Raw genomic sequence first — 19,181 nt, forward strand, 5'->3', positions numbered from 1 at the left:
TCCCCCTTATCCAAGGGGGATTCTCGCCTGAAACCTCGCGCTTCAGAATTAGATTCTCGGAGCGGTCAGTCTCTTATAGTTGGCGTCGGCTAGCGACGTATGCTAGAGCTGAGGTAACCAGTGCACCGAGGCCCAGACCACCGAGTACCATGTCGGTCATACCAGTTCGTGGCAGTGCGGTTGGTGTTGGTGGAGTTGGGGTGGTTGGCTTTGGATTACACTCTTCGCTGTCGATACCGACGAACCGCTTAGTGTCTTCAGCTTCTTTCTTGGTAACTTCGCGGATTGTCTTGGTAGTGACGTCACAGACCTTGATCTTTTCACACTTGCTCAGATCAGTGGTGTATGGTGGCGTGTTCTCTTTGCCCTTTTCGACTTTTTCGATGACGCCAGTTTGAACGTTGCAGGCCTCGACTTTTTCTGGTACATCGACGGTTGCGTTGTCACAGCCGTCTTTGTCGCCAGGAATCTCTGGGGTATCAACGCAGGCGGTGTTGACGACCTTGCCAGTAACTTGTTCTTTGATGGTTGCCGTGATGGTAAAGGTCTTTGATGCGCCCTGCTTGAGTTCAGCAATTGTTGCTTTCCAGGTATTGTTCTGGAGTGTGCCCTCAGATGCTTTCAGGAAGGTAACACCTTGTGGCGCATTGTCGGTGACAACAGCGTTCTTTAGGTCAACGTTACCGGTGTTAGTGACGGTTACCTGGTATGGGAATTCGTTGCCGACTTGGACGGTCTTGTGCTTGATGCCATCAACCTTTTTCTCGATTTTGATGCCAGGGTTAGCCTTTGGCGTTTCTGGCTGGATGGTGAACTGCTTGACACAGTCGTTGCTGGTGCGATCACCAAGGCTGGTTGTGACCTTGACGCGAGCGGTGTAAGTGCCCGCTTCCTTGATGGTGGCGCTAGTCTCGCTGGTCAGCGCTGAAGTAGTGTTACTGCGTGAGAAGACTTCCTTGCCTGAAGCATCGGTGATGCTAAAGGTGTATGACTTGACAGTTGCGCCATTCTCGACTGTTGCGTGAGCCTTCAGGGCGACCGTGTTAGTCTGACGATTAATGACTGGCTGGTCAAGTGCTTTACAAGTAGCCACTGGCTGTGGTTTCGGTTTTGGTGGCACAACAACGTTGGTGGCGACAACTGGGTTACCGCACGGTGTCATGATGGCGAACTTAAAGCGGCCCTGCTCATCAAGTCGGATAAATGCCTGCTGTGCGCTACCCATGCGGCTGGCTGGGACGACCTTAGCGTTGGTGCCTGAGATCGGTGTGCCGCCGCTGATGTTGCGGATGGCTGTCCGAGCGTTAGTGGCGACAACGGTGCCGTTATCGAGGCGAACCTCGCCGTTACGGTAGACTGCGCCATTAGCGTAGTTGCCGCTCAGCATCTCGTAGGAAATACCGAACGCGCCATAAATTGTTGATACGCCTTTGTTGAAATATCGTTCGCGCATCTCTTGTACCGACATGGTACCACAATACACCACGGCGTACTTGTCACAGTCGCGGGTATTGTCAATTGTTTCTGCGTTGGCGTAGTAGACTAGTCCTGCTCCGAAAGCAGCGACCAGCGACAGCGCCACGATCTTAAGCTTTGTACTTAATTTCATAACATCCTCCTCACTGGTTGTTTCTCCAATATTATCACACAAGCATTATTTTGTCAATAACTTATATCATATTTTTTCAAAATGGTTAGTTTGCAGAATATTTTTTTCTGTTATAATAGATGAGCTAACCCGTTAGCGGGACGATAGGGGCATAGTTCATCGGCTAGAATGGCGGTCTCCAAAACCGCAGAGGTAGGTTCGACTCCTACTGCCCCTGCCACAATTTATGGCGTGACGACTTGATGAAAGTCGTTTTTTAATGGCTTGCTGTAGAATTGACGGCGCATATCAATTCGTCTCTTGTGAAAATAGCGCCTTGATTGTGAAAAAATCATCAGATGCGCTTGAAAAAGCATAAGCGGCAGTCTATACTGTAAATAAGATGAGAATTTTGATGCTAGGGTGGGAGCTTCCTCCGCACAATTGTGGCGGCCTCGGTGTGGCGTGTTACCAGATGTCAAAGGCGCTGGCAGCGCATGGTATTGCTATTGATTTTGTTGTGCCCTACACGGCCGAGCATCCGAATATTACCCATATGAACATTCATGCGGCCTCGCCGCTGCCGCCGGGCTATCATGACCTTGGGGCGTACGATCATGGTGTCACGCCAGATACTGAGGATAGCGATGAGCACGGACTTGAACCGATGCGCCGACTGCAGCGTCGCTATGGTACGTTTGTCAGGCAGTTTGCTCAGTCACGTCCACCAGATGCCATCCACGCTCATGACTGGTTGACGATGGAGGCTGGCGTGATCGCTAAGGAAGTGTCGGGTGCACCGCTGATTGTTCACGTGCATGCCACTGAGTTTGACCGCTCGGGCGAACATTCGGGTAATCCGTTGGTGCATGAGATTGAACAGCAGGGTCTGATGATGGCGGATCGAATTATTGCGGTTAGCCGTATTACCAAGGATATGATTGTCAAGAATTATCACATTCCACCGGATAAAATTGAGGTAGTATATAATGCGATTGACCTGGCTGATCTGCCACCGCATGAGTATGATACGACAACATACAAATACCTCGAGGATCTCAAGACTGATGGCTATACCATCGTCGGTGCGTTGACACGGCTGACGGTACAGAAAGGGCTGACCTACTTTGTGCGGGCGGCAGCTAGAGCGTTAGAGCGCTACGACAAGATCGCCTTTTTGCTATCGGGCGACGGCGAGCAGCGGGATGAATTGGTGGCCTTAGCCGCGCGACTGGGTGTGAGCGACCGGGTGATTTTCACTGGTTTTGTTCGTGGTAAGCAGTGGCGCGATGCCTACTATTTGATTGATATATTTATCATGAGTTCGGTATCAGAGCCGTTTGGGCTGACGGCGCTGGAGGCGGCGCATCATGATACGGCGCTGCTCATCAGTAAGCAGTCGGGTGTTGGCGAGGTACTTCATAACATCATGCGGTTTGACTACTGGGATGTTGATAAGCTGGCGGATGAGATCGTCAATATTGCGCGCTCGCCGGGCCTTCAGTCGGCACTAAAGCGTAATGTCAAGGATGAATATACTCGGCTGTCGTGGCGGGATGCTGCGGAACGGTGTGTCGCGCTGTATCAAGCGTCGGCCGAAAGGAGGTGGGCATGAGCCGAGGCATCACCCTCTATCTCCACGTGCATCAGCCGTGGCGGGTGCGACGATACAATATTTTTGACGTGGCGGCGCGGCACGATTATTTCGAGACCAATGATCCAGCCCAAAACAACGAGTTAATTTTTCACAAAGTTGCCGAGAAGTCATATCTGCGGATGAATGCCCTGCTAGAAGAACTGCTCAGGCGGCATCATGATTTCAAGCTGTCGCTGAGCATCAGCGGTGTATTCCTTGAACAAGCGGAGTGCTTTAACCCAGCGGTGATTGAGAGCTTTAAGCGACTGGTTGCCACTGGCAAGGTCGAATTGGTATCAAGCCCATATCATCACAGCCTGGCGTTCTTTTATTCGCGCTCAGAGTTCGAGGAGCAGATCCGCCGCCACCGCCAGAAGCTGCGCCAGCTGTTTGGCGTCGAGACCACGGTGCTCGCAAATACCGAACTGGCGTATAACGATGACCTCGCCAAGTGGGCGGAGAACGCTGGCTTTAGTGGCGTGCTGGCCGAGGGTTGGGATGAGGTGCTGGATTGGCGCAGTCCGAATTATGTGTATCGGCCGGTTGGCACGGATAGGATTGGGCTGCTGCTCAAGAATTATCGCCTGAGTGACGATATCGCCTTTCGGTTTAGCAATCGGTCGTGGGCGGGCTGGCCGCTGACGGCAGAAAAATATCGGACGTGGCTGATGGAGGCGACAGCCGAGGCGCCGCTGGTCAATTTGTTCATGGATTATGAAACCTTTGGCGAGCACCAGTGGTCGGATAGCGGTATTTTTAGCTTTTTTGATCAGTTTGTTGCCTCATGGCTTGGGGTTAGTGGTAATACATTTTATACGGTGTCGGAAGCGCTGGCGGCGCATCAGCCGGTTGGTGAGATCAGCATGCCAGAGACGGTGACCTGGGCGGATAGCGAGCGCGATTTGACAGCGTGGAATGGCAATGATTTACAGAAGGAGGCGCTGCGGTATCTGTACGAGTTGGAGGCCGACGTACTGAGGAGTGGTGATGAGCAGCTGATCGCTGACTGGCGGCGACTGCAGTCGTCTGATCATTTCTACTATATGTGCACCAAGTGGTTTACTGACGGCGACGTCCATGCTTATTTCAGCCCGTATGACTCGCCGTACGAGGCCTTCCTCTATTATGTTAACGCAATTCGCGATGTGCGCTGGCGGCTGAGCGCGCATCGGTACGAGAGGTTTTGATGGTGCTTCTCGCAAATGGCAGGTTGGCGGTTGAGCTTGATCAATTTGGTCGAGTAAGCTCCCTGTCGTTCCCGCACGTTGGCCGCGAAGTCCAGAACCATCAAGCCGTGCATCGTCTCGGTGTATGGGTGGACGGTGAGTTTTCGTGGATTGATGATGGATCCTGGCGGCTGACGATGCGGCTGCCACAGGGAGCGCTGGTGGCGCACACGGTGCTGAAGCATGAGCGGCTGGGGTTGGTGCTGGAGTGCGATGATTTTGTCGATAGCAAGGTCAATGTATTTGGTCGTAATATTCACGTGGTCAATCTGCGGACTGAGACGCGCCAGGTGAGGTTGTTTTTGCATCAGGCGTTCCGGCTATACGATGATGGTCAAGCGATTGACAGTGCGCAGTATGTCGAGGCTTCGCGGGCGCTGCTACATTATCGTGGGCAGCGGGCGTTTGCCGCTGGCCTACGGACATTTGCTGGGCGTGATTTTGATCGGTGGACGGTCGGGCGATTTGGCGCTGGGCTCGATGGATCGTGGTGTGACGCGGAGGATGGCGAACTGGCGGGCTGTCCGCATGAGTATGGCATGACCGACTCGGTGCTGGGCTGCTCGCTGCGGCTGGCGGCGCTAGCGTCGGATCGCTGCACTTACTGGCTCACGGCCGGGACGTCGATCAAGGAAGCGCTGGGGCTGCACGAAAAGACGCGCAGTGTCGGCCTGGTGCGGAGCTTGGCACGAACAACGGATTTTTGGCACAAGTGGCTGAGTCCCGGTTTTCGCGCAGCGCAGAAATTGCCGCCAGCCCACCGCCAGACTTTCGTTAATTCCCTGCTGACACTGCGAGCCCACGTGGATGAATCCGGGCTGGTACTGACTGATGACTCGGCGGGCAGTTGTCGTCTGCACGACGCAGCGTTCGCGCTGTGGCCGCTGATTCGGCTGGGGTATGGCAATGAGGCGGCGATGTTCTTCGAAGCTTGCTGGCGGATATTTGAGACCGATGGTTACTTCGCGCCAGCGTATTATACGGATGGCGAGCCGGTGGCGACTGATACCGCGTGGCGTCAAGATCGGCCGCCAATGCGCTTGAGGGACGCGGCGGCGGTGCTATTTATCTTCTGTCAATTTGCCACGTCACGAGTTGGCATGGAGCGCTCGCGGCAGCTATATCAGTCGGTGGCCGCCAAGGTAGCGACGTTTGTGACGGATAATTGGGATAATCCAGCGGCGGACGACAACGCGGCGTTCGTTTGGCAGTTGTCGCGCGCGGCGCTGGAGCAAGCGAGCGAACTCGCGCAGCAGCACGACGACCCAGCCAATGCGGTGCAGTGGCGAACCTGCGCTGATGATATCAGCGCGCAGCTAGCGGGACGTGGTGCTGACGAGGTGACGATGGATGCGGTGTATGCCGCCTATATGTTCGGTGTTGAGGGCGAGGCCGAGCGAACCAAGCAGCTGGTTGACGAGGCGACACAAACACTGGCGGCAGTTGATGGTCTGTTCAAGCGACGGGTGGAGGATTCAGATAGTAGCGTGGTTGCTAGTTTGTGGCTGGCGCAATACTATATCGAGACAGGAGAGATGGTGCGAGCAGAGCGAATCGTTGACTTGATCCGCGAGCGGTGCATTACCAAAACTGGCGCGGTAAGTGAGCATAACGCGTCGTCGGTGGTAGCTTCGGCTGAATATGTCAATACCCTGCTTGATATGATCGTGGCGCAGCGGTAGATTAGCGCATGGGAATTACACCGGCCTACTGATTTGGTCGTTTGTCGCAAATAAAAAATCACCCCTATCCTAGGGGGGTGATTCTCGCTTGATGTCATTAGCCCTTGCGTGGCTTGACTTCGTTGCGACCAAGGTTTTTCTTGGTCTCAGTGTAGGTTGCGTGCTGGCGGGCCACTGGGTCGTATTTTCGGAGCGTCAACTTGCCCTGCCCTTTAGTGGTGCGGTTTTGGGTATTGACCGTGGTGTAGTACGTGCGGTGACCGCTCAAATTACTGACCAAACCAATCAACTTTCGCTTCGTATTCTTCTTTGCCATCTCTTTACTCGTTACGTTTATTTACAATCTTGACCGATTATAGCACAGATAATCCCGAAACGCTAGGGCGCTTGTTAAGGAAAATTGCTCTTGCCCTCGGGCTAATACCAACGCACCATCTCATCAAGTGGCCGGCGGCTGCGCAGGTGCGGCTGGTCGCTACGACTGGCGTACCCGAGCGCCAGCATGAGAACCGGCAGGTCTTTGGCTGGGTCGATGAGCTGGTGGGTTGTCAGTACCTCTGTCGCCTGATCAATCGAAAATCCCTCAATCGGACACGAGTCAATCCCCCGCTCCGCTGCCACCAGCATGGCAAAGCCGAGGGCGATGTACGCCTGGTGCGCTGACCACTGGTGCAGCCCGTCAGGCGTGTCCATTAGCTTAAAATCGTTCTTCGCCCACTGCTTCCAGAAGGTCTTGTAGGCGGCGCGCTCGACCAGATTCATGCGCTTTACATCACGGAGTATGTGATCGATGTGGTCGCTAAGCGCGTCGGCCGTCTTGGCGGTAAAAATCAGGAAATGACTGGCATCAAAGCGCGGCTTATTAATCGGTGCGCATTTTTTCAGACCCTGGCGTAGCTGCTGATCTTGGGCGACGATGACGTCGAATTGCTCAAAACCGTACGAGGTTGGCGTGAGGCGAATTGCCTCAAGGATCAGCTCCATATCTTGGTCAGAGATCTTTTTATTAGCATCAAATTTCTTGCAGGCATGGCGAAAATCCAGCGCTTTGGTAATTTCCGCTGCTGAAATGGTTGGTTTGCTGGTCATTGGCGTCCTCCTTTTTGTTGCCTAATGATACGTTGCTCTTCGGGTGTGAATCGCCGTGATTCGCGCATTTTTTGATAGGCTTTGTTGCGCGTCCAAGCGTCGATGTGTCCGCTTTCTAGTTCAGCCAACGTCAGCTCAAAAAAGTTCACCGCCGCCGTTGCATACAGCCAAGCCAGCCCCATCTTGACATAATAGCCATCGTGCCTGACGTTTCGCAGCGCCGCGAAAACCCGATCGATGCGTGCTTTATCCAGGAAATTAGTCATCAAAGAAATTACGCCGTAGCGCACTGTAAATTCAGCTTCGCCTTGTAGGCATTCTAGTGCAAAATCCCACCACAGTTCGCCGGCAAAGCGCCGCTTTTTTTCGATGAACACATCAATGTGCGCCCACGAATCAACGAGTGGCAAATATTGTTTAGTCAAATCAATCGCCGTCTGCTCATCGAGCCGAGCGTGCGTGATCAGCAGCCCGCATAGCAGCACGTAGTCAAATGACTTGTTCTTGGCTGTTAGTAATCTGCTAATGTCCGCTGCGCTTATGTTAGGCGCTAATTCCCTCGCCAATCGCCGTAAATCCGGCACACGCACACCGATGACCGGCATCTTGGTATTGACGATGCGCTTATTAAAGGCGGCGTAGGTTTCATTGCCTTGAGCAAGCGTTTCGAGTTGGCGCGTGAGGTTGTGAAGCATATGTTTATTATAACCTATAAGTGGCGCATTGCTAACGCTGCTTCCACCGTTTCGGCGAAACCCGGCATGAGCTTCATCTTGGGAACTTCTTTGAGATTAAACCAGGCAGCGGATTTATTTTCCCAATTAAGCCGGGGCGTAACGGTACTTGCCAGTTCAACGAGGATAGCAACAACGTGCCATTCACGATCTAGTTGCTGGTCAATCTGTACAAATGGCTGGCTGAGCTTCATATTGATAATATGTTGCCTTGAAATGCCGATCTCTTCGGCTAGTTCACCATACGCGATGTCTTTGATACTAAGATTGGGGTTGTCGATAAAACCGGATATGCCGTTAATCAGCTCCGGATAGGCGATAACTTCACTGCTACGTTTAGTCAGTAAGACCTGATCGCCCGAGGCAACGACACAATTTAACACAAAACACACACGTTCATCAGTATAGTTAACTCGTCCATCTTCAAAGCGTGGATAATTAGCCGTAAGGTCGCGAATGTGTTGCATGTAGGCGGCAGACGATTGCTTATCCATGTTTAGTACAAATAATCTAAAAATCAAAATGGAGCCACGATCGGGGCTTGAACCCGAGACCTCATCCTTACCATGGATGCGCTCTACCAACTGAGCTATCGCGGCATATTACTACGTCTAAAAACGGCGCAGTAACAGTTGTTATTGTATCATACTCGCATGGTCGTGCAAAGATGATGGCGAGTCGAGACTATTTCTTAGCCTTTGCCTTGGCTTCCGTTTTAGCCTGGTCTGGTGTATCAGTAGCTTTAGGGGTTGTTGGCTTATCTGCTTTGGCTGAGTCAAGCTCAGATTCGATTTCGCTAAGCACGTAGCCCATAGCGGCGACCAGGGCGATGGCGACAACTCCGCTCGCAACGTCGTAGTAATGAGTGAAGAAGCTGAGAATAAAGGTGACAACGGTGGCAAGGAACGTAACGACAATGCCAGCGGTAGTAAAGAGCCAGCCTCGGGTTTGCTTGCGTCGTAGCGGTGAGATGGCCAGTCCGAAGAGGACAATTTCGGTGATCGCAAAGATCAGCGTGATGATCTGCTGCAAGCGGATGATGGCGATATTTGGTACAAATATGGCGACGCCAAAGAGGGAGATATGATCAGCTTGTGACAGTAATGACAGGGCTGAGGTTAGCGACAAGGCAGCCACCACTGCCAGCAGTGCGGCGACAATCCAGAGGTTGTCGGCGACCGCTTGGCGCGATTGCTTGGACATGCGTGGTAATGGTTTATAGAGTGCTTTGAGTGTTTTGGCAAATGGAAATCGTTTCATGATTTGATAATAGCATGTCGGGCGGCGGCGAGCAACTCAGCGTGAAGTACGGGTAGATTTTGTGGTGCGCGCTCGGGTTGGCTTGGCTGGCCGTGGCAAGCGCGGTGCAATGATGGCGTCCAGTACCGTCCAGGCGACGCTATTGACCAAGAAGACCACGCCGACGATACCGGCGATTGAGGCGGCCAGATGTGCAGCTGAATTACTGATCAGGATTAGCCCGCCGCCGATCGTTAAGCTGATGATGGCTAGGGCGACGTAGGCCTGCTGTAACTTGAGGCGCTGATTTTTCTGCTCGTTCCAGGTGATCAGCCCTCGCTTGATAAGCTCTAACATGCTCGAAATTATAGCATTGTTTATGAGTAAAGTCAACGTTACCTATAGTCGCTAGTTAGTCACTAGGCAAAACCTATTTCCATCGGGGTCTTGCACAACTACCCAGCGCCAGTTGCCTTCCGACTTTTCTTCTACGAGCTTTCCACCGAGGTCGATTATTTGTTGAATAGCCTCGTCAATATCATCGACAACAATATCGATATGCATCCCGAGAGATTCTTGATCGGGAACCTGTTGGATACTAATCGTTACCTCACCTTCATCACCAGTTGACGGTAGATCAGTGTATGGCGGTGAGACATCGCCAGGCTCTCTGCCAGTCACGGTGCTCCAGAACTTTGCCGATCTTTCACTATCTGTTGCATTTATAATAACGTATTCAACCCTACCGATAGGCGTTTTTCTTCCCTCTGGCGTTACCCTTTTCTTTGCCATAATTTCATTATATCAAAAAGACCTATATTGCTCACATGATTCAACTTAAAAAGAGCGCCAGTGGACGCTCCTTGGGTGAAATAACGATTTGGTGCCGGAAGTAGGACTCGAACCTACGAAGCCTGACGGCGGGAGATTTACAGTCTCCTGTGATTGCCACTACACGATTCCGGCATGGAACTTGCTACATCGCGGCGCCCGCACGTTTTTACATGCTTGGTGCGAGGGCGATGCAAATGGAGCCGATTCAGGGATTCGAACCCAGGACCTGCTGTTTACAAAACAGCTGCTCTAACCAGCTGAGCTAAATCGGCATCTTGAATGATTGTAGCAAGTTTTGCAGCCCAAGACAAGGTCTACATAATTACTTTTCGTGGTTGCCGCGGCTGGCGTGGCTGCTGAGGGTGGGCTGGGTGCTGCGAACGGCGCGGGGCGGCGGCTGGCTTGTCGGGTGTGAGCATGGCCGTGGCGCGCTCGCGAAGTTTGGCGGCTTGTTCGGGCTGCTTGGCACTGTCGTAGGCTTGGGCAAGCGTGTTCAATGTGTGCGGCGTCGGTTCGAGCTCAGCGGCCTTCTCCAGCGCCGCCAGCATTTTCTTCGTATTACCTAATTTCTCCTGAACCTTGGCGTAGGCGATGTGCCGGGCGGCGTGACTGGCCTCCATATCAAGCGCCTGCTCAAACGCCAGCGCTGCCTTGACATAATCTTGTGTCTCGTAGTAAATGAGGCCGACATTGTGCAGGCTCGAAGCGCTCGGCTCGAGGCTCTGGGCGATTTCAAAGCACTCGATGGCGTCCTTGTAGGCACGCTGCTTGGCGTATAAAATCCCCAGGCGGTTGTAAGCCGTGGCATTTTTCTCATCGACGCGCAGGATGGTTAGGAGTGCCTTTTCGGCGCGTAGATACTTGTTTTCGCGCAGCGACTCTTGAGCGATAGCCCAGAGCTTGTCGAGTTTCTCCGACAATTTAACTGGTAAGTTTTGCGCTTCGCCGACTGACGGCTGATACCAAACTGCCCACACCATAACTAGCAGGATAACTAATAATCCAGACATATGCATCCATTATACCACAATATTGATCAGCGCCAGTCGCACATTGCCATTATGCCTCAGCCGCGTTTCGGCGGTGATGATCCAATCAAGGAGGGGTTGGTGTGCGGGGCTCGGCTGAGTTTTCATCTGAAATGCTACCATGGTGAGCAGGATGTCGATCAGCTGGAGGGCTTTGGTGCGATTGGTGAAATAGGGCGGCAGCGTGCGCAGTGCTTCATACGAGCCTGGTGCGGCGAGGATGCATTTGGCGTCAGCGGCGATGGCTTGATATTCGGACAGTAGTTTCGGCGTGCGTGCTAATTGGCGGATAAGCAGCGGCCGACCGGCGGCTAGGAACAGGATTTGGCGACGCTCGCTGGCGGTGAGCGAGGTGGCGTCAAGTAGCGTTTCGTCCTGCGCCTGCGAAGTGCGGTGCAAGGTTAGCACTTGACAGCGCGAACGAATGGTGGCCAGCAGCTGCTGTTCGTTCTCGGTCACGAGCAAAAAATGTGTGTTGGCGTTTGGCTCCTCTAGGGATTTGAGAAGTGCATTCTGTGCTGCCTCGCTCATCTGGTCGGCTGGATCGATAACGATAACGCGGCGAACCGTGGCGTGCGTGCGCAGCATGGTAATCATGGTGCGAATCTGCTCAGTCGTAATTGTGGTTTTTGCCTCCAGTGGCTGCAGCCGGAGCACCTCCGATGGCGTAAGTGTTGCTAGGTATTCAGCGGCGCCCGTGCCGTCCAGCCCACGCTCGGCGTTGATGATCACCGCCTGTGGCAGTCGCTCAGCAAGTTGGCGTAGTGTAGCGCGGTCGCGATGCGCCACCACTGGTGTGCGCGGCGAGCGGGTGCTAGTCATGAGTGGCCTCGCCGGGCTCATTCGGGGCTGCGGCAATTTTTGGGAATAATTGTCGAAACTCCTCTGGGATAGCCGCCTCAAACGTCTTTCGTTCACCTGACGGTAGCGTGATTTCTAACTGATGGGCGTGGAGCATCAGACGGCTGGCGTTTGGCTTGCCGTAGACGCGGTCGCCGAGAATTGGTGTGTTTAGGTGCGCCATATGGACGCGGAGTTGATGGGTGCGGCCAGTGGTGGGCTTCAGTTCAATCAGCGCTTGGGCGTCAGTCGCCGCCAGTACGCGGTAGGTTGTCTGAGCGGGCTTACCGTTCGGGTCGACGCGGAAGGTGCTGGGCGCGGCTGGGTTGCGACCAATCGGTAGGTCAATCTTTGCGGCGGCTAATTTCGGTACGCCGTCGGTCACTGCGAGGTAGGTTTTTTTGGCGGTGCGCTGGGCGAATTGTCGCTGTAAGTGGGTCGCAGCGTCAGCAGTTTTAGCGATAATCAGCACGCCTGAGGTGTCGCGGTCAAGCCGATGTACGATGCCCGGCCGGTCGGTGTCCGAGGCAAACGAAGTCTTGGGGCGAATAATCTCTGCCACCGTCGACTCGGTCGATAGTCCACCTTTGGCGTGAGTCAGGAGCCCGCTTGGCTTATTGACCACCATCACGTCATCGTCTTCGTATAGAACCGGCAGCTCTGCACTGGCCTGCTCCTGCTCCGGTAATTTGACAGCGATTTCGTCGGCCTCGTCAACCTCAAATTTCGGCGTCGTCACTACGCGGTGATTGACTGAGATGTAGCCGGCTTTGATGTATTTTTGCCAGAGACTGCGCGAAATTAACGGGTCAAATGACGTGGATAGGTGGACGTCCAGGCGTTGCTTGGTCGGCATGATGTGGAGCATGGTGACGAACTTGCCTTGAAATGGCGTCTCAATGCAGATCGGATCAAGCGGGTTTGGCAACATCTCAGCGTTGGCCGGTTTGTCAGTCCACAATTCGTCAATTGATTCTTCGTCGATGATCGAACCGTAAAGCACGGCGAAATGTTGCTTATTCAAGATAAACTCCGCCACGATGTGTGATTCGTCCGTCTGGATTTTTAGATGGCGTAATGCTTTGACGGGCGTGTTGTCGTCCGCCAGGTGATATAGCCTGGCGATCTTGAGGACGGTGCGCGGCGAGATTTTCACGCGGCGCGTCCTCTGCGGTTTGGGCGGCTAGACATTTGCGGCGCTTGATTTGGCAGTGTTCCTGGCTCAGTGAGGCAACTTGCTATCACCATACTATCTCCGTAGCCCCACGGCCGTTTGGACGCGGTGCAAGGTTTCGTTAGCGACGACGTTCATGTCGCGCTCGCTGGATTCCAGCTTACTTTCGATTGCCTGCTCATCAACTGCCGCCAGACGCGCCTGGAAATTCGCTAAGAATTCGGACACTTCGTCAGCCACGATTCGTTTGAAGTCGCCGTAGCGTTCCATGCCGGCGTACTGGCTGATGGTCTGCTTCAAGCTGACGTCTCGTCCAGCGTCTTGGCGCACCAGCGTCAAAATCTCCAGCAGATTGGAAATGCCCGGCTGGTTGTCGTGGTCGTACTGTACCCTGCCTAGTGAGTCGGTAGTGGCGCTCATGATTTTTTTGTGCGCTATCTGCGGGTCGTCGCCGAGGAAGATGACACCTTTGCCGCTGTCGTCGGATTTGCTCATTTTTTTGGTCGGGTTCGCCAAGTCCTTGATGCGCAGACCTTGGTCTTTACCGAAGAATCGGTGTTGCTCAGCCACTGGCTTGGGCACGGTGAACAATTCGCCAAATTTACGGTTCATCCGCTCGGCGATGTCGCGCGTAAATTCTAAGTGCTGCGTCTGGTCGTCGCCAACCGGCACATAAGTGGCGCCGTAGAGCAAGATGTCGGCAGCCATCAGGACTGGATAGTTGAAGAGACCGACGGAGACTTCTTTTTCAAAAGCCAGCTCGTTGTATAGCTGCATAAGTTCCATTCTTCCCGAAATGTTATCATCGTTTTTTTGCGCATCAAGAGCTTTTTTGATTCTCTCGGCGACACTGCGAATGTCTACCTTACCACCCTTATCCTTAAACTGCGTCATCCGGCTCATCTCGCCAAACCCGGTAAAGCAATCCAAGATCCACGCCAGCTCGCTGTGGGCTGGGACGCGGCTTTGACGGTACAGATGAATCGCCTGGTTGTCCAGCGGCAGTCCGGCAGCCGTATAAATCCGGGCGTTGTTGAGGATACTGTCGTACAACTTACTATGATCAATCGGCGTGGTGAAGCTGTGAAGATCGGGGATGAACAGATTGATATCATAATCGGCCGAACGGTGCTTTGCCATATCGACAATCGGCAAAATGGCACCAAAATAATTGCCAATGTGAATATCGTTGTTGGCGCGTACGCCGGTGAGAATGACGGGTTTGGATGGTTTCATTGTATTCATTATAACACTCCTTTGGTTGTTAGATGATATAAAAAAGACCGCGCGCGGCCTCTATTCATGGTTGGTATTTTCAGAAGAATTTTACGAACAATTCAACAAGCCGCGGCGAACACGCGTGCTTTGCCAGGCGGTGCTGATGAATTGCTGGTTTATAGTCATGGGGTGATTATAGCGCTGGCGGGCGAAATGTGCAAATATTTATTATTGCGGTATGGCCGACGGAGAAAGGCGAGAGATTAAGTAGCTTCTGATGTATTATTCTCTTGACTCAGGTTCCGTTTATGTTGCATGTCAGTGATACTTATTAGGCTCTCTCTAATGAACTCAATCGGTGCCGAGGCAATTTGTAAATTTGTTGAGAAATTGAACTCATCACGATCTAGCATGGATGATCTTGTACCCCTATCTGTCAAGTCGATAGCTGTGTAGTTGCTCAACTCCTCAGGTGTAAACCCCTTACAAAGAAGCCGCTTCCAATCAATAGTACCCGGATATGGACGGAATTCAAATGTCGAGGCCCTGAAGTTGCCCTTGAGGCTATCGGCGAAGCTCCATAACTCATGGATAAGACTGAGAGTGTCCCTTATCTCGTCCTCAGTTTCATCTACATGCCCAAGAATAAAATAACCCTTGACATCAATGCCGCGCTCCAAGAGTTTAGAGACAACGCGCCTCGTCATCTCGGTATCTATTCGCTTGTCAATCCTCTTTAGTACATGCTCATTCCCCGACTCTATTCCAAAAGCAATTTCTTTCAAGCCACTCTCGTGCATAAGATTTATCTGATTATTGCTAAGTCGATCAAATACATTTATTCTTCCCGTACCGCTCCATTGAGCCCACTCGCCGATATTTGCAGCAGCGAATGCGCTGGTCATATCAGCTATCATGCGGCGATTGCCCAAAAATAAATCATCCACAAAACGAAAGCTTGTCACGCCATATTTTTTATTAAGCATGTTCATCTCATACACCACGCTCTCTGGACTTCTTGATCTAATCTTGATATCTGGGTTAACAGAGGCTGCGCCTCCGCAAAATGAGCAATTGTACGGACACCCTCTTGCGGAAACAATATTTGCATGCACTACACCGCTCTCGTCTGTGTATGGGTCTTGTGGCAGGAATTTCCTATCTAGCAGCGGTAACGTATCTATATCTGGCGCAGTATAATATTCACTGTCCCCTTTTGCCTCACCCATCATAATGTTTCGATTATCTGCAAGCCACATTACCCCGGGGAGTCGTGTTCTATTGTCTATATTTCGTAAAAGCTCAACCGTTCGCGTCTCACCCTCTCCTATGACAAGTGCTTTACAATTACGCATCCTAGGATCTATCAGGATTTCTCTAGCCACTGCCTTTGCCTGATGACCTCCTAGCAGAATATTGATATCAGAATTTAGGCTATTACAAATATTAGCGCTTGCTTCATAGGTGGGGGCAAGCAGACCAAAGCCAGCCCAGCGAGGCTTTAGTCTGTTAATAATCTCTTTCGTCTGCTCATAAGCCAGCCCTTCCGACTCGGCGTCTAAAACACCAACATTGAAACCCTCTACCGCCGCCAAAGTTGCGATATAGCCCATGCCCAACACGGGCAGCGTGTAGTTGTTAGTCCTTGGTCGCTCCTGATAATCTCTCAAAGGGGTGTTGACGAGCAGCAGGTCAAGATCCTCCTCTGGTCGAGCTCCCGCCACAAACTCACGTGTCATTGGTCTCTTCTCGTTTCATGAATCATTATCAGCGTAGCAATTGAACTGCTCATATTCTCTGCTCCTGCCACTTTGTGCAGCTCCTGGATAAACGCTGCCTCTTCCTTGGGCCACTCGTGGCGAGGCAAGGCCTCCCTTGCGTAGAGGCGTATTGCTGCATCACCATAGGGATATGTTGCAAGTTCGTTTGTATAATCTGCAACAGTTGCCCGTGCAGTCCAGCTTCCGATTCTACGTATTTTCATAAGCTCGTCCAATAGATCCGGCGCTTGAATCTTCTCCAGTCTATCGGCGTGTTCTAAGATAAATCGTGCTGCATTTCTAAGTGCGTCTTTCTTGAAACTCATTCCCATCCGCTGATACGCACTGTCAGAGACTTCCAAAACCCGCTGCAGACTAGGAAATAGATAATAGTGTACGTTGCCGGTCAGACTAACCTTTTCCCCTATAGATTTTGAAAAAGTGCGATACATATTTTTTGCTTGATTAGCTCGTATCACTTGGCGAATAATATTGGTGCCAATGCAGTCCCATAAATTTGGGCACTGCATACGATAGATATGCGCCGCAGAAGGGCTATCTACAAGCTTGTCATTCTTTTTAAATTCCGTGTAGGGTGCGTTACCCTCTAGCAAGGTATGCTGATCTTGAGATAGAACGGAGTACACTAATCCATCAGCGGTTTTATGTGCACACGCAAACGTTCCAGTTTCTGTCTTTACCCATGAGTAGTGGTCGGCTAGATAGTATTTGCTATTGTCTTTCATGTTGAGATTTGATAATTTATTTTATTGCATTTTTCAGTGATCTCCTGCACTGGTCTGGTGTAGTAAGTATTGTTGGTTGCGGTTCAAACGGTTATCGTTCAATGTTTTCGGGGTTACTTTACAGACCAAAGAACCGCCTCGCGGTGTATTATAGCAGACGATCAGAATTTTGTGAACGAGGTTTATTCCGTCACTGGCTTCAAGGCGGGTTTTATCAACGTTCATGATTTTTTTTCGTATGGGTACGAACAGTGGTGCGGCGAGGTGACCTGGTGGTAAGATAATCGCCAGACAGATGCTGCTTGATTAGTCCGGACAAACGCTCAGCGTATTTATCCGTTATTTCGTGCCTCTGCATGGTCATCGAGCGATGGACGATATTCTCATGCTCTTTGGCTAGTTTCTTCAAATTCCGCTCGACAATTAGCGGATCAAGTTTGCCCGACAGAATAGTGATCGGGAGTTTCAATTGTGATATATCAGCCATCGTGGTTTGATTGATTATTGCAGTATTTAGAGCGGTCAGGAAGGATTTAGCAGTAATTTTATCAGCCTTAAATCCCGCGTCGGGCCATATATTATGTCGGTCAGCGAACTGCAATAGACGCTTTGAGCTCCTCGGATGCTTGTTGATAAGGCTGTATAGGGCGCGTAATATTTTTTCTGGATGATGGATTTTCTCATCAATCTTAGGGTGATATATTGGTGGGCTGCATAGGATTAGCGACTGAGCTAATTTTGGATATTTTTTAGCGAGTTCTACGGCAGCTAGCGACCCCATAGAGTGGCCAATGACGACATCCAGGCGAGTTATTGATTCGTGACGTAGCGTAGCGGCGATGCTGGTGGCCTGATCGTGGGCGTTGTATGATTTCCAGTCGGGTTTTGGTGAATTGCCAAATCCTAGCATGTCTATGGCAATGACGCGAGCACTTTTTGGTAAATATTGCTCCAGCGGTTTCCAGGTGCGCCACGATGTGCCCAGCCCATGGATAAGTAGAATGGTAGATTCTGGGTTTTCTGGGCGACAAAAATAATGCACATTTAAGGTATACGGGACACGCAGCCAGCGATGGATTAATCGATCAAACATTGTATTAGTATACTATGAAAATACCCCGCCTGTACATGACGGAGTATTTTCGAGAATCGGTTTCTCCTCTGTTTTAACGCTTGGAGAATTGTTCGCGCTTGCGGGCAGAACGCAGACCGTATTTCTTGCGCTCTTTCTCGCGTGGGTCGCGCTTGAGCAGCTCAGCCTTCTTTAGGACTGGACGCAAGTCAGCGTGAGCAGCCGTCAATGCTTTGGCGATGCCAAGCTTGATGGCGTCAACTTGACCAGCGAGACCACCACCTTTGACCAAGATGGTAACATCGTATTCCTTTTGCTTGCTGACGACAGCTAGTGGATCAGTTACTTCGGCGAGCAAGGTTTTGTTGCCATCCAAGTACTCAGCGGCTGCTTTGCCGTTGATGGTGATGGTACCTTTGCCAGGAAGCAAGCGAACACTTGCTGAAGCGCTTTTGCGTCGTCCCAAGCCGTAGAAATAGGTATCAGTAGCCATATTACTTTACCTCAACTTTCTCTGGGGTTTGTGCTGTGTGAGCATGCTCGCTGCCGGCAAATACGCGCAGGCGCTTGAGGCGCTCTGCTTGCAATTTGTTCTTTGGCAACATGCCTTTAACAGCTTCTTCAATAATTCGTTCTGGGTGGCGTTCGCGCATTTCTTTGAACTGCGTTTCCTTGATGCCGCCTGGAAAACCACTGTGACGGTAGTAGTACTTGTCAGTTTCCTTGTAGCCAGTAACGACGGTGTTTGCAGCGTTGATAACCACGACGTAGTCGCCGCCGTCAACATGCGGCGTGTAAGTTGGCTTGTATTTACCAGTCAAGTGCTTGGCAATTTCAGTTGCCAAACGACCGAGTGGTAATTCGCTCGCGTCAAACAATACCCAGCGGCGAGAAACTTCAGATGGTTTTTGTGAATAAGTCTTCATCTTATTTCTCCTTCTTTGGCATTGGTTTGATGTCGTCGACAAACTCGATGATTGCCATTTGCGCGCCGTCGCCAACACGTAGGCGGGTGCGCTCAACGCGAACATGTCCGCTGGTGCGACCGCTCAGCTGTGGGGCAATTTCATCAACTAGTTTGTAGGCAGCAGCGCGAGTGCTGAGTGCTGCGATCACCTGGCGGCGGCTGGCTAGATCGCCCTTCTTCGCCTTGGTGATGATTTTTTCAATGTGGCGCTTCAGCTCTTTGGCTTTCGGCAAGGTGGTCTCGATTTTGCCGTGCTCGACCAGGCTGGTTGCCAGGCCCCTCAGCAAGGCTCGTCGTTGATCACGCTCACGGCCGAACTTGCGCCCTTGATATCCGTGTCTATGCATA

General features: G+C 51.8%; 21 protein-coding genes and 4 tRNA genes. 4 read left to right on the top strand and 21 right to left on the bottom strand.

Annotation, left to right across the window (positions count from 1 at the left end; genetic code table 11):
* Positions 1-73 precede the first annotated feature (73 nt).
* Positions 74-1,609: a DUF11 domain-containing protein gene (locus NLML1_RS02045; RefSeq protein WP_285441891.1), complete on the bottom strand. Its 1,536-nt coding sequence runs from the start codon at positions 1,607-1,609 to the stop codon at positions 74-76.
* Between the two features lie 145 nt (positions 1,610-1,754).
* On the opposite strand from NLML1_RS02045, the gene NLML1_RS02050 reads away from it, so the two are divergent.
* The 4 genes from NLML1_RS02050 (at position 1,755) to NLML1_RS02065 (ending at position 6,132) form a co-directional block, all read left to right on the top strand.
* Positions 1,755-1,829 (top strand) — tRNA-Trp (locus tag NLML1_RS02050).
* Between the two features lie 162 nt (positions 1,830-1,991).
* Complete coding sequence (locus NLML1_RS02055; RefSeq protein WP_285441892.1) at positions 1,992-3,203, top strand: glycosyltransferase family 4 protein; 1,212 nt, start codon at positions 1,992-1,994, stop codon at positions 3,201-3,203.
* On the top strand, positions 3,200-4,411 hold the full coding sequence (locus tag NLML1_RS02060; RefSeq protein ID WP_285441893.1) for a glycoside hydrolase family 57 protein: 1,212 nt from the start codon (positions 3,200-3,202) through the stop codon (positions 4,409-4,411). Before NLML1_RS02055 ends, NLML1_RS02060 begins: the two co-directional genes overlap by 4 nt.
* Positions 4,411-6,132: a glycoside hydrolase family 15 protein gene (locus NLML1_RS02065; protein ID WP_285441894.1), complete on the top strand. Its 1,722-nt coding sequence runs from the start codon at positions 4,411-4,413 to the stop codon at positions 6,130-6,132. The genes NLML1_RS02060 and NLML1_RS02065 overlap by 1 nt, the downstream gene beginning before the upstream one ends.
* Positions 6,133-6,229: 97 nt before the next feature.
* Here the strand turns inward: NLML1_RS02065 and rpmG are convergent, their stop codons facing one another.
* The 20 genes from rpmG to rplQ all read right to left on the bottom strand — a co-directional run bounded on the left by rpmG (position 6,230) and on the right by rplQ (position 19,180).
* A complete protein-coding gene (gene rpmG, locus NLML1_RS02070; protein ID WP_162323310.1) occupies positions 6,230-6,448 on the bottom strand; it encodes a 50S ribosomal protein L33 in 219 nt (72 codons plus the stop codon).
* 101 nt (positions 6,449-6,549) lie between these two features.
* Positions 6,550-7,221 (bottom strand): NAD(P)H-dependent oxidoreductase, encoded by a 672-nt coding sequence (locus NLML1_RS02075; RefSeq protein WP_285441895.1) that lies wholly within the window; start codon positions 7,219-7,221, stop codon positions 6,550-6,552.
* Complete coding sequence (locus tag NLML1_RS02080; protein ID WP_285441896.1) at positions 7,218-7,916, bottom strand: DNA alkylation repair protein; 699 nt, start codon at positions 7,914-7,916, stop codon at positions 7,218-7,220. The genes NLML1_RS02075 and NLML1_RS02080 overlap by 4 nt, the downstream gene beginning before the upstream one ends.
* Positions 7,917-7,930: 14 nt before the next feature.
* On the bottom strand, positions 7,931-8,449 hold the full coding sequence (locus NLML1_RS02085; RefSeq protein WP_285441897.1) for an NUDIX domain-containing protein: 519 nt from the start codon (positions 8,447-8,449) through the stop codon (positions 7,931-7,933).
* Positions 8,450-8,478: 29 nt separating this feature from the next.
* Positions 8,479-8,554 (bottom strand) — tRNA-Thr (locus NLML1_RS02090).
* A gap of 85 nt (positions 8,555-8,639) precedes the next feature.
* Complete coding sequence (locus NLML1_RS02095) at positions 8,640-9,215, bottom strand: hypothetical protein (protein WP_285441898.1); 576 nt, start codon at positions 9,213-9,215, stop codon at positions 8,640-8,642.
* A gap of 36 nt (positions 9,216-9,251) precedes the next feature.
* Positions 9,252-9,551, bottom strand: a complete 300-nt coding sequence (locus NLML1_RS02100; RefSeq protein ID WP_162323315.1) for a hypothetical protein — start codon at positions 9,549-9,551, stop codon at positions 9,252-9,254.
* Between the two features lie 51 nt (positions 9,552-9,602).
* Entirely contained in the window at positions 9,603-9,986 is a 384-nt protein-coding gene (locus tag NLML1_RS02105; RefSeq protein WP_285441899.1) for a VOC family protein, read from the bottom strand.
* Between the two features lie 89 nt (positions 9,987-10,075).
* Positions 10,076-10,160 (bottom strand) — tRNA-Tyr (locus NLML1_RS02110).
* Between the two features lie 63 nt (positions 10,161-10,223).
* A tRNA-Thr gene (locus NLML1_RS02115) sits at positions 10,224-10,300 on the bottom strand.
* A gap of 42 nt (positions 10,301-10,342) precedes the next feature.
* Positions 10,343-11,038 carry a tetratricopeptide repeat protein gene (locus NLML1_RS02120; RefSeq protein WP_285441900.1) on the bottom strand — a complete coding sequence of 232 codons (696 nt, stop codon included), beginning with the start codon at positions 11,036-11,038 and terminating at the stop codon, positions 10,343-10,345.
* A 9-nt stretch (positions 11,039-11,047) separates the two neighbouring features.
* Entirely contained in the window at positions 11,048-11,878 is an 831-nt protein-coding gene (locus tag NLML1_RS02125) for a DNA polymerase III subunit delta' (RefSeq protein WP_285441901.1), read from the bottom strand.
* Complete coding sequence (locus tag NLML1_RS02130; RefSeq protein ID WP_285441902.1) at positions 11,871-13,052, bottom strand: RluA family pseudouridine synthase; 1,182 nt, start codon at positions 13,050-13,052, stop codon at positions 11,871-11,873. The genes NLML1_RS02125 and NLML1_RS02130 overlap by 8 nt, the downstream gene beginning before the upstream one ends.
* A gap of 93 nt (positions 13,053-13,145) precedes the next feature.
* A complete protein-coding gene (trpS, locus tag NLML1_RS02135; RefSeq protein ID WP_285441903.1) occupies positions 13,146-14,306 on the bottom strand; it encodes a tryptophan--tRNA ligase in 1,161 nt (386 codons plus the stop codon).
* 245 nt (positions 14,307-14,551) lie between these two features.
* Positions 14,552-16,027, bottom strand: coding sequence for a B12-binding domain-containing radical SAM protein (locus NLML1_RS02140; RefSeq protein ID WP_285441904.1), 1,476 nt, complete (start codon positions 16,025-16,027; stop codon positions 14,552-14,554).
* A complete protein-coding gene (locus tag NLML1_RS02145; protein WP_285441905.1) occupies positions 16,024-16,794 on the bottom strand; it encodes a DNA glycosylase family protein in 771 nt (256 codons plus the stop codon). Before NLML1_RS02145 ends, NLML1_RS02140 begins: the two co-directional genes overlap by 4 nt.
* Positions 16,795-17,008: 214 nt before the next feature.
* A complete protein-coding gene (locus NLML1_RS02150) occupies positions 17,009-17,887 on the bottom strand; it encodes an alpha/beta fold hydrolase (protein WP_285441906.1) in 879 nt (292 codons plus the stop codon).
* Between the two features lie 73 nt (positions 17,888-17,960).
* The gene (gene rpsI / locus NLML1_RS02155) at positions 17,961-18,359 is read right to left on the bottom strand and encodes a 30S ribosomal protein S9 (RefSeq protein WP_039327349.1); all 399 of its coding nucleotides are present in this window, start codon (positions 18,357-18,359) and stop codon (positions 17,961-17,963) included.
* A gap of 1 nt (position 18,360) precedes the next feature.
* A complete protein-coding gene (rplM, locus tag NLML1_RS02160; protein WP_162420676.1) occupies positions 18,361-18,792 on the bottom strand; it encodes a 50S ribosomal protein L13 in 432 nt (143 codons plus the stop codon).
* A 1-nt stretch (position 18,793) separates the two neighbouring features.
* Complete coding sequence (rplQ, locus tag NLML1_RS02165) at positions 18,794-19,180, bottom strand: 50S ribosomal protein L17 (protein ID WP_039327356.1); 387 nt, start codon at positions 19,178-19,180, stop codon at positions 18,794-18,796.
* Position 19,181: the final 1 nt, after the last annotated feature.

Source organism: Candidatus Nanosynbacter lyticus (assembly GCF_030253515.1).
Lineage (GTDB): Bacteria > Patescibacteriota > Saccharimonadia > Saccharimonadales > Saccharimonadaceae > Nanosynbacter > Nanosynbacter lyticus_A.

What these genes read in the sequence shown, in the direction of transcription:
- rpmG (WP_162323310.1), bottom strand. Translation starts at nt 6,448, where the DNA reads ATGGCAAAGAAGAATACGAAGCGAAAGTTGATTGGTTTGGTCAGTAAT.
- NLML1_RS02125 (WP_285441901.1), bottom strand. Translation starts at nt 11,878, where the DNA reads ATGACTAGCACCCGCTCGCCGCGCACACCAGTGGTGGCGCATCGCGAC.
- NLML1_RS02150 (WP_285441906.1), bottom strand. Translation starts at nt 17,887, where the DNA reads ATGTTTGATCGATTAATCCATCGCTGGCTGCGTGTCCCGTATACCTTA.
- NLML1_RS02085 (WP_285441897.1), bottom strand. Translation starts at nt 8,449, where the DNA reads ATGGATAAGCAATCGTCTGCCGCCTACATGCAACACATTCGCGACCTT.
- NLML1_RS02100 (WP_162323315.1), bottom strand. Translation starts at nt 9,551, where the DNA reads ATGTTAGAGCTTATCAAGCGAGGGCTGATCACCTGGAACGAGCAGAAA.
- rpsI (WP_039327349.1), bottom strand. Translation starts at nt 18,359, where the DNA reads ATGGCTACTGATACCTATTTCTACGGCTTGGGACGACGCAAAAGCGCT.
- rplM (WP_162420676.1), bottom strand. Translation starts at nt 18,792, where the DNA reads ATGAAGACTTATTCACAAAAACCATCTGAAGTTTCTCGCCGCTGGGTA.
- trpS (WP_285441903.1), bottom strand. Translation starts at nt 14,306, where the DNA reads ATGAAACCATCCAAACCCGTCATTCTCACCGGCGTACGCGCCAACAAC.
- NLML1_RS02055 (WP_285441892.1), top strand. Translation starts at nt 1,992, where the DNA reads ATGAGAATTTTGATGCTAGGGTGGGAGCTTCCTCCGCACAATTGTGGC.
- NLML1_RS02140 (WP_285441904.1), bottom strand. Translation starts at nt 16,027, where the DNA reads ATGACACGTGAGTTTGTGGCGGGAGCTCGACCAGAGGAGGATCTTGAC.
- NLML1_RS02060 (WP_285441893.1), top strand. Translation starts at nt 3,200, where the DNA reads ATGAGCCGAGGCATCACCCTCTATCTCCACGTGCATCAGCCGTGGCGG.
- NLML1_RS02075 (WP_285441895.1), bottom strand. Translation starts at nt 7,221, where the DNA reads ATGACCAGCAAACCAACCATTTCAGCAGCGGAAATTACCAAAGCGCTG.
- NLML1_RS02120 (WP_285441900.1), bottom strand. Translation starts at nt 11,038, where the DNA reads ATGTCTGGATTATTAGTTATCCTGCTAGTTATGGTGTGGGCAGTTTGG.
- NLML1_RS02045 (WP_285441891.1), bottom strand. Translation starts at nt 1,609, where the DNA reads ATGAAATTAAGTACAAAGCTTAAGATCGTGGCGCTGTCGCTGGTCGCT.
- NLML1_RS02080 (WP_285441896.1), bottom strand. Translation starts at nt 7,916, where the DNA reads ATGCTTCACAACCTCACGCGCCAACTCGAAACGCTTGCTCAAGGCAAT.
- NLML1_RS02095 (WP_285441898.1), bottom strand. Translation starts at nt 9,215, where the DNA reads ATGAAACGATTTCCATTTGCCAAAACACTCAAAGCACTCTATAAACCA.
- NLML1_RS02105 (WP_285441899.1), bottom strand. Translation starts at nt 9,986, where the DNA reads ATGGCAAAGAAAAGGGTAACGCCAGAGGGAAGAAAAACGCCTATCGGT.
- NLML1_RS02145 (WP_285441905.1), bottom strand. Translation starts at nt 16,794, where the DNA reads ATGAAAGACAATAGCAAATACTATCTAGCCGACCACTACTCATGGGTA.
- rplQ (WP_039327356.1), bottom strand. Translation starts at nt 19,180, where the DNA reads ATGCATAGACACGGATATCAAGGGCGCAAGTTCGGCCGTGAGCGTGAT.
- NLML1_RS02065 (WP_285441894.1), top strand. Translation starts at nt 4,411, where the DNA reads ATGGTGCTTCTCGCAAATGGCAGGTTGGCGGTTGAGCTTGATCAATTT.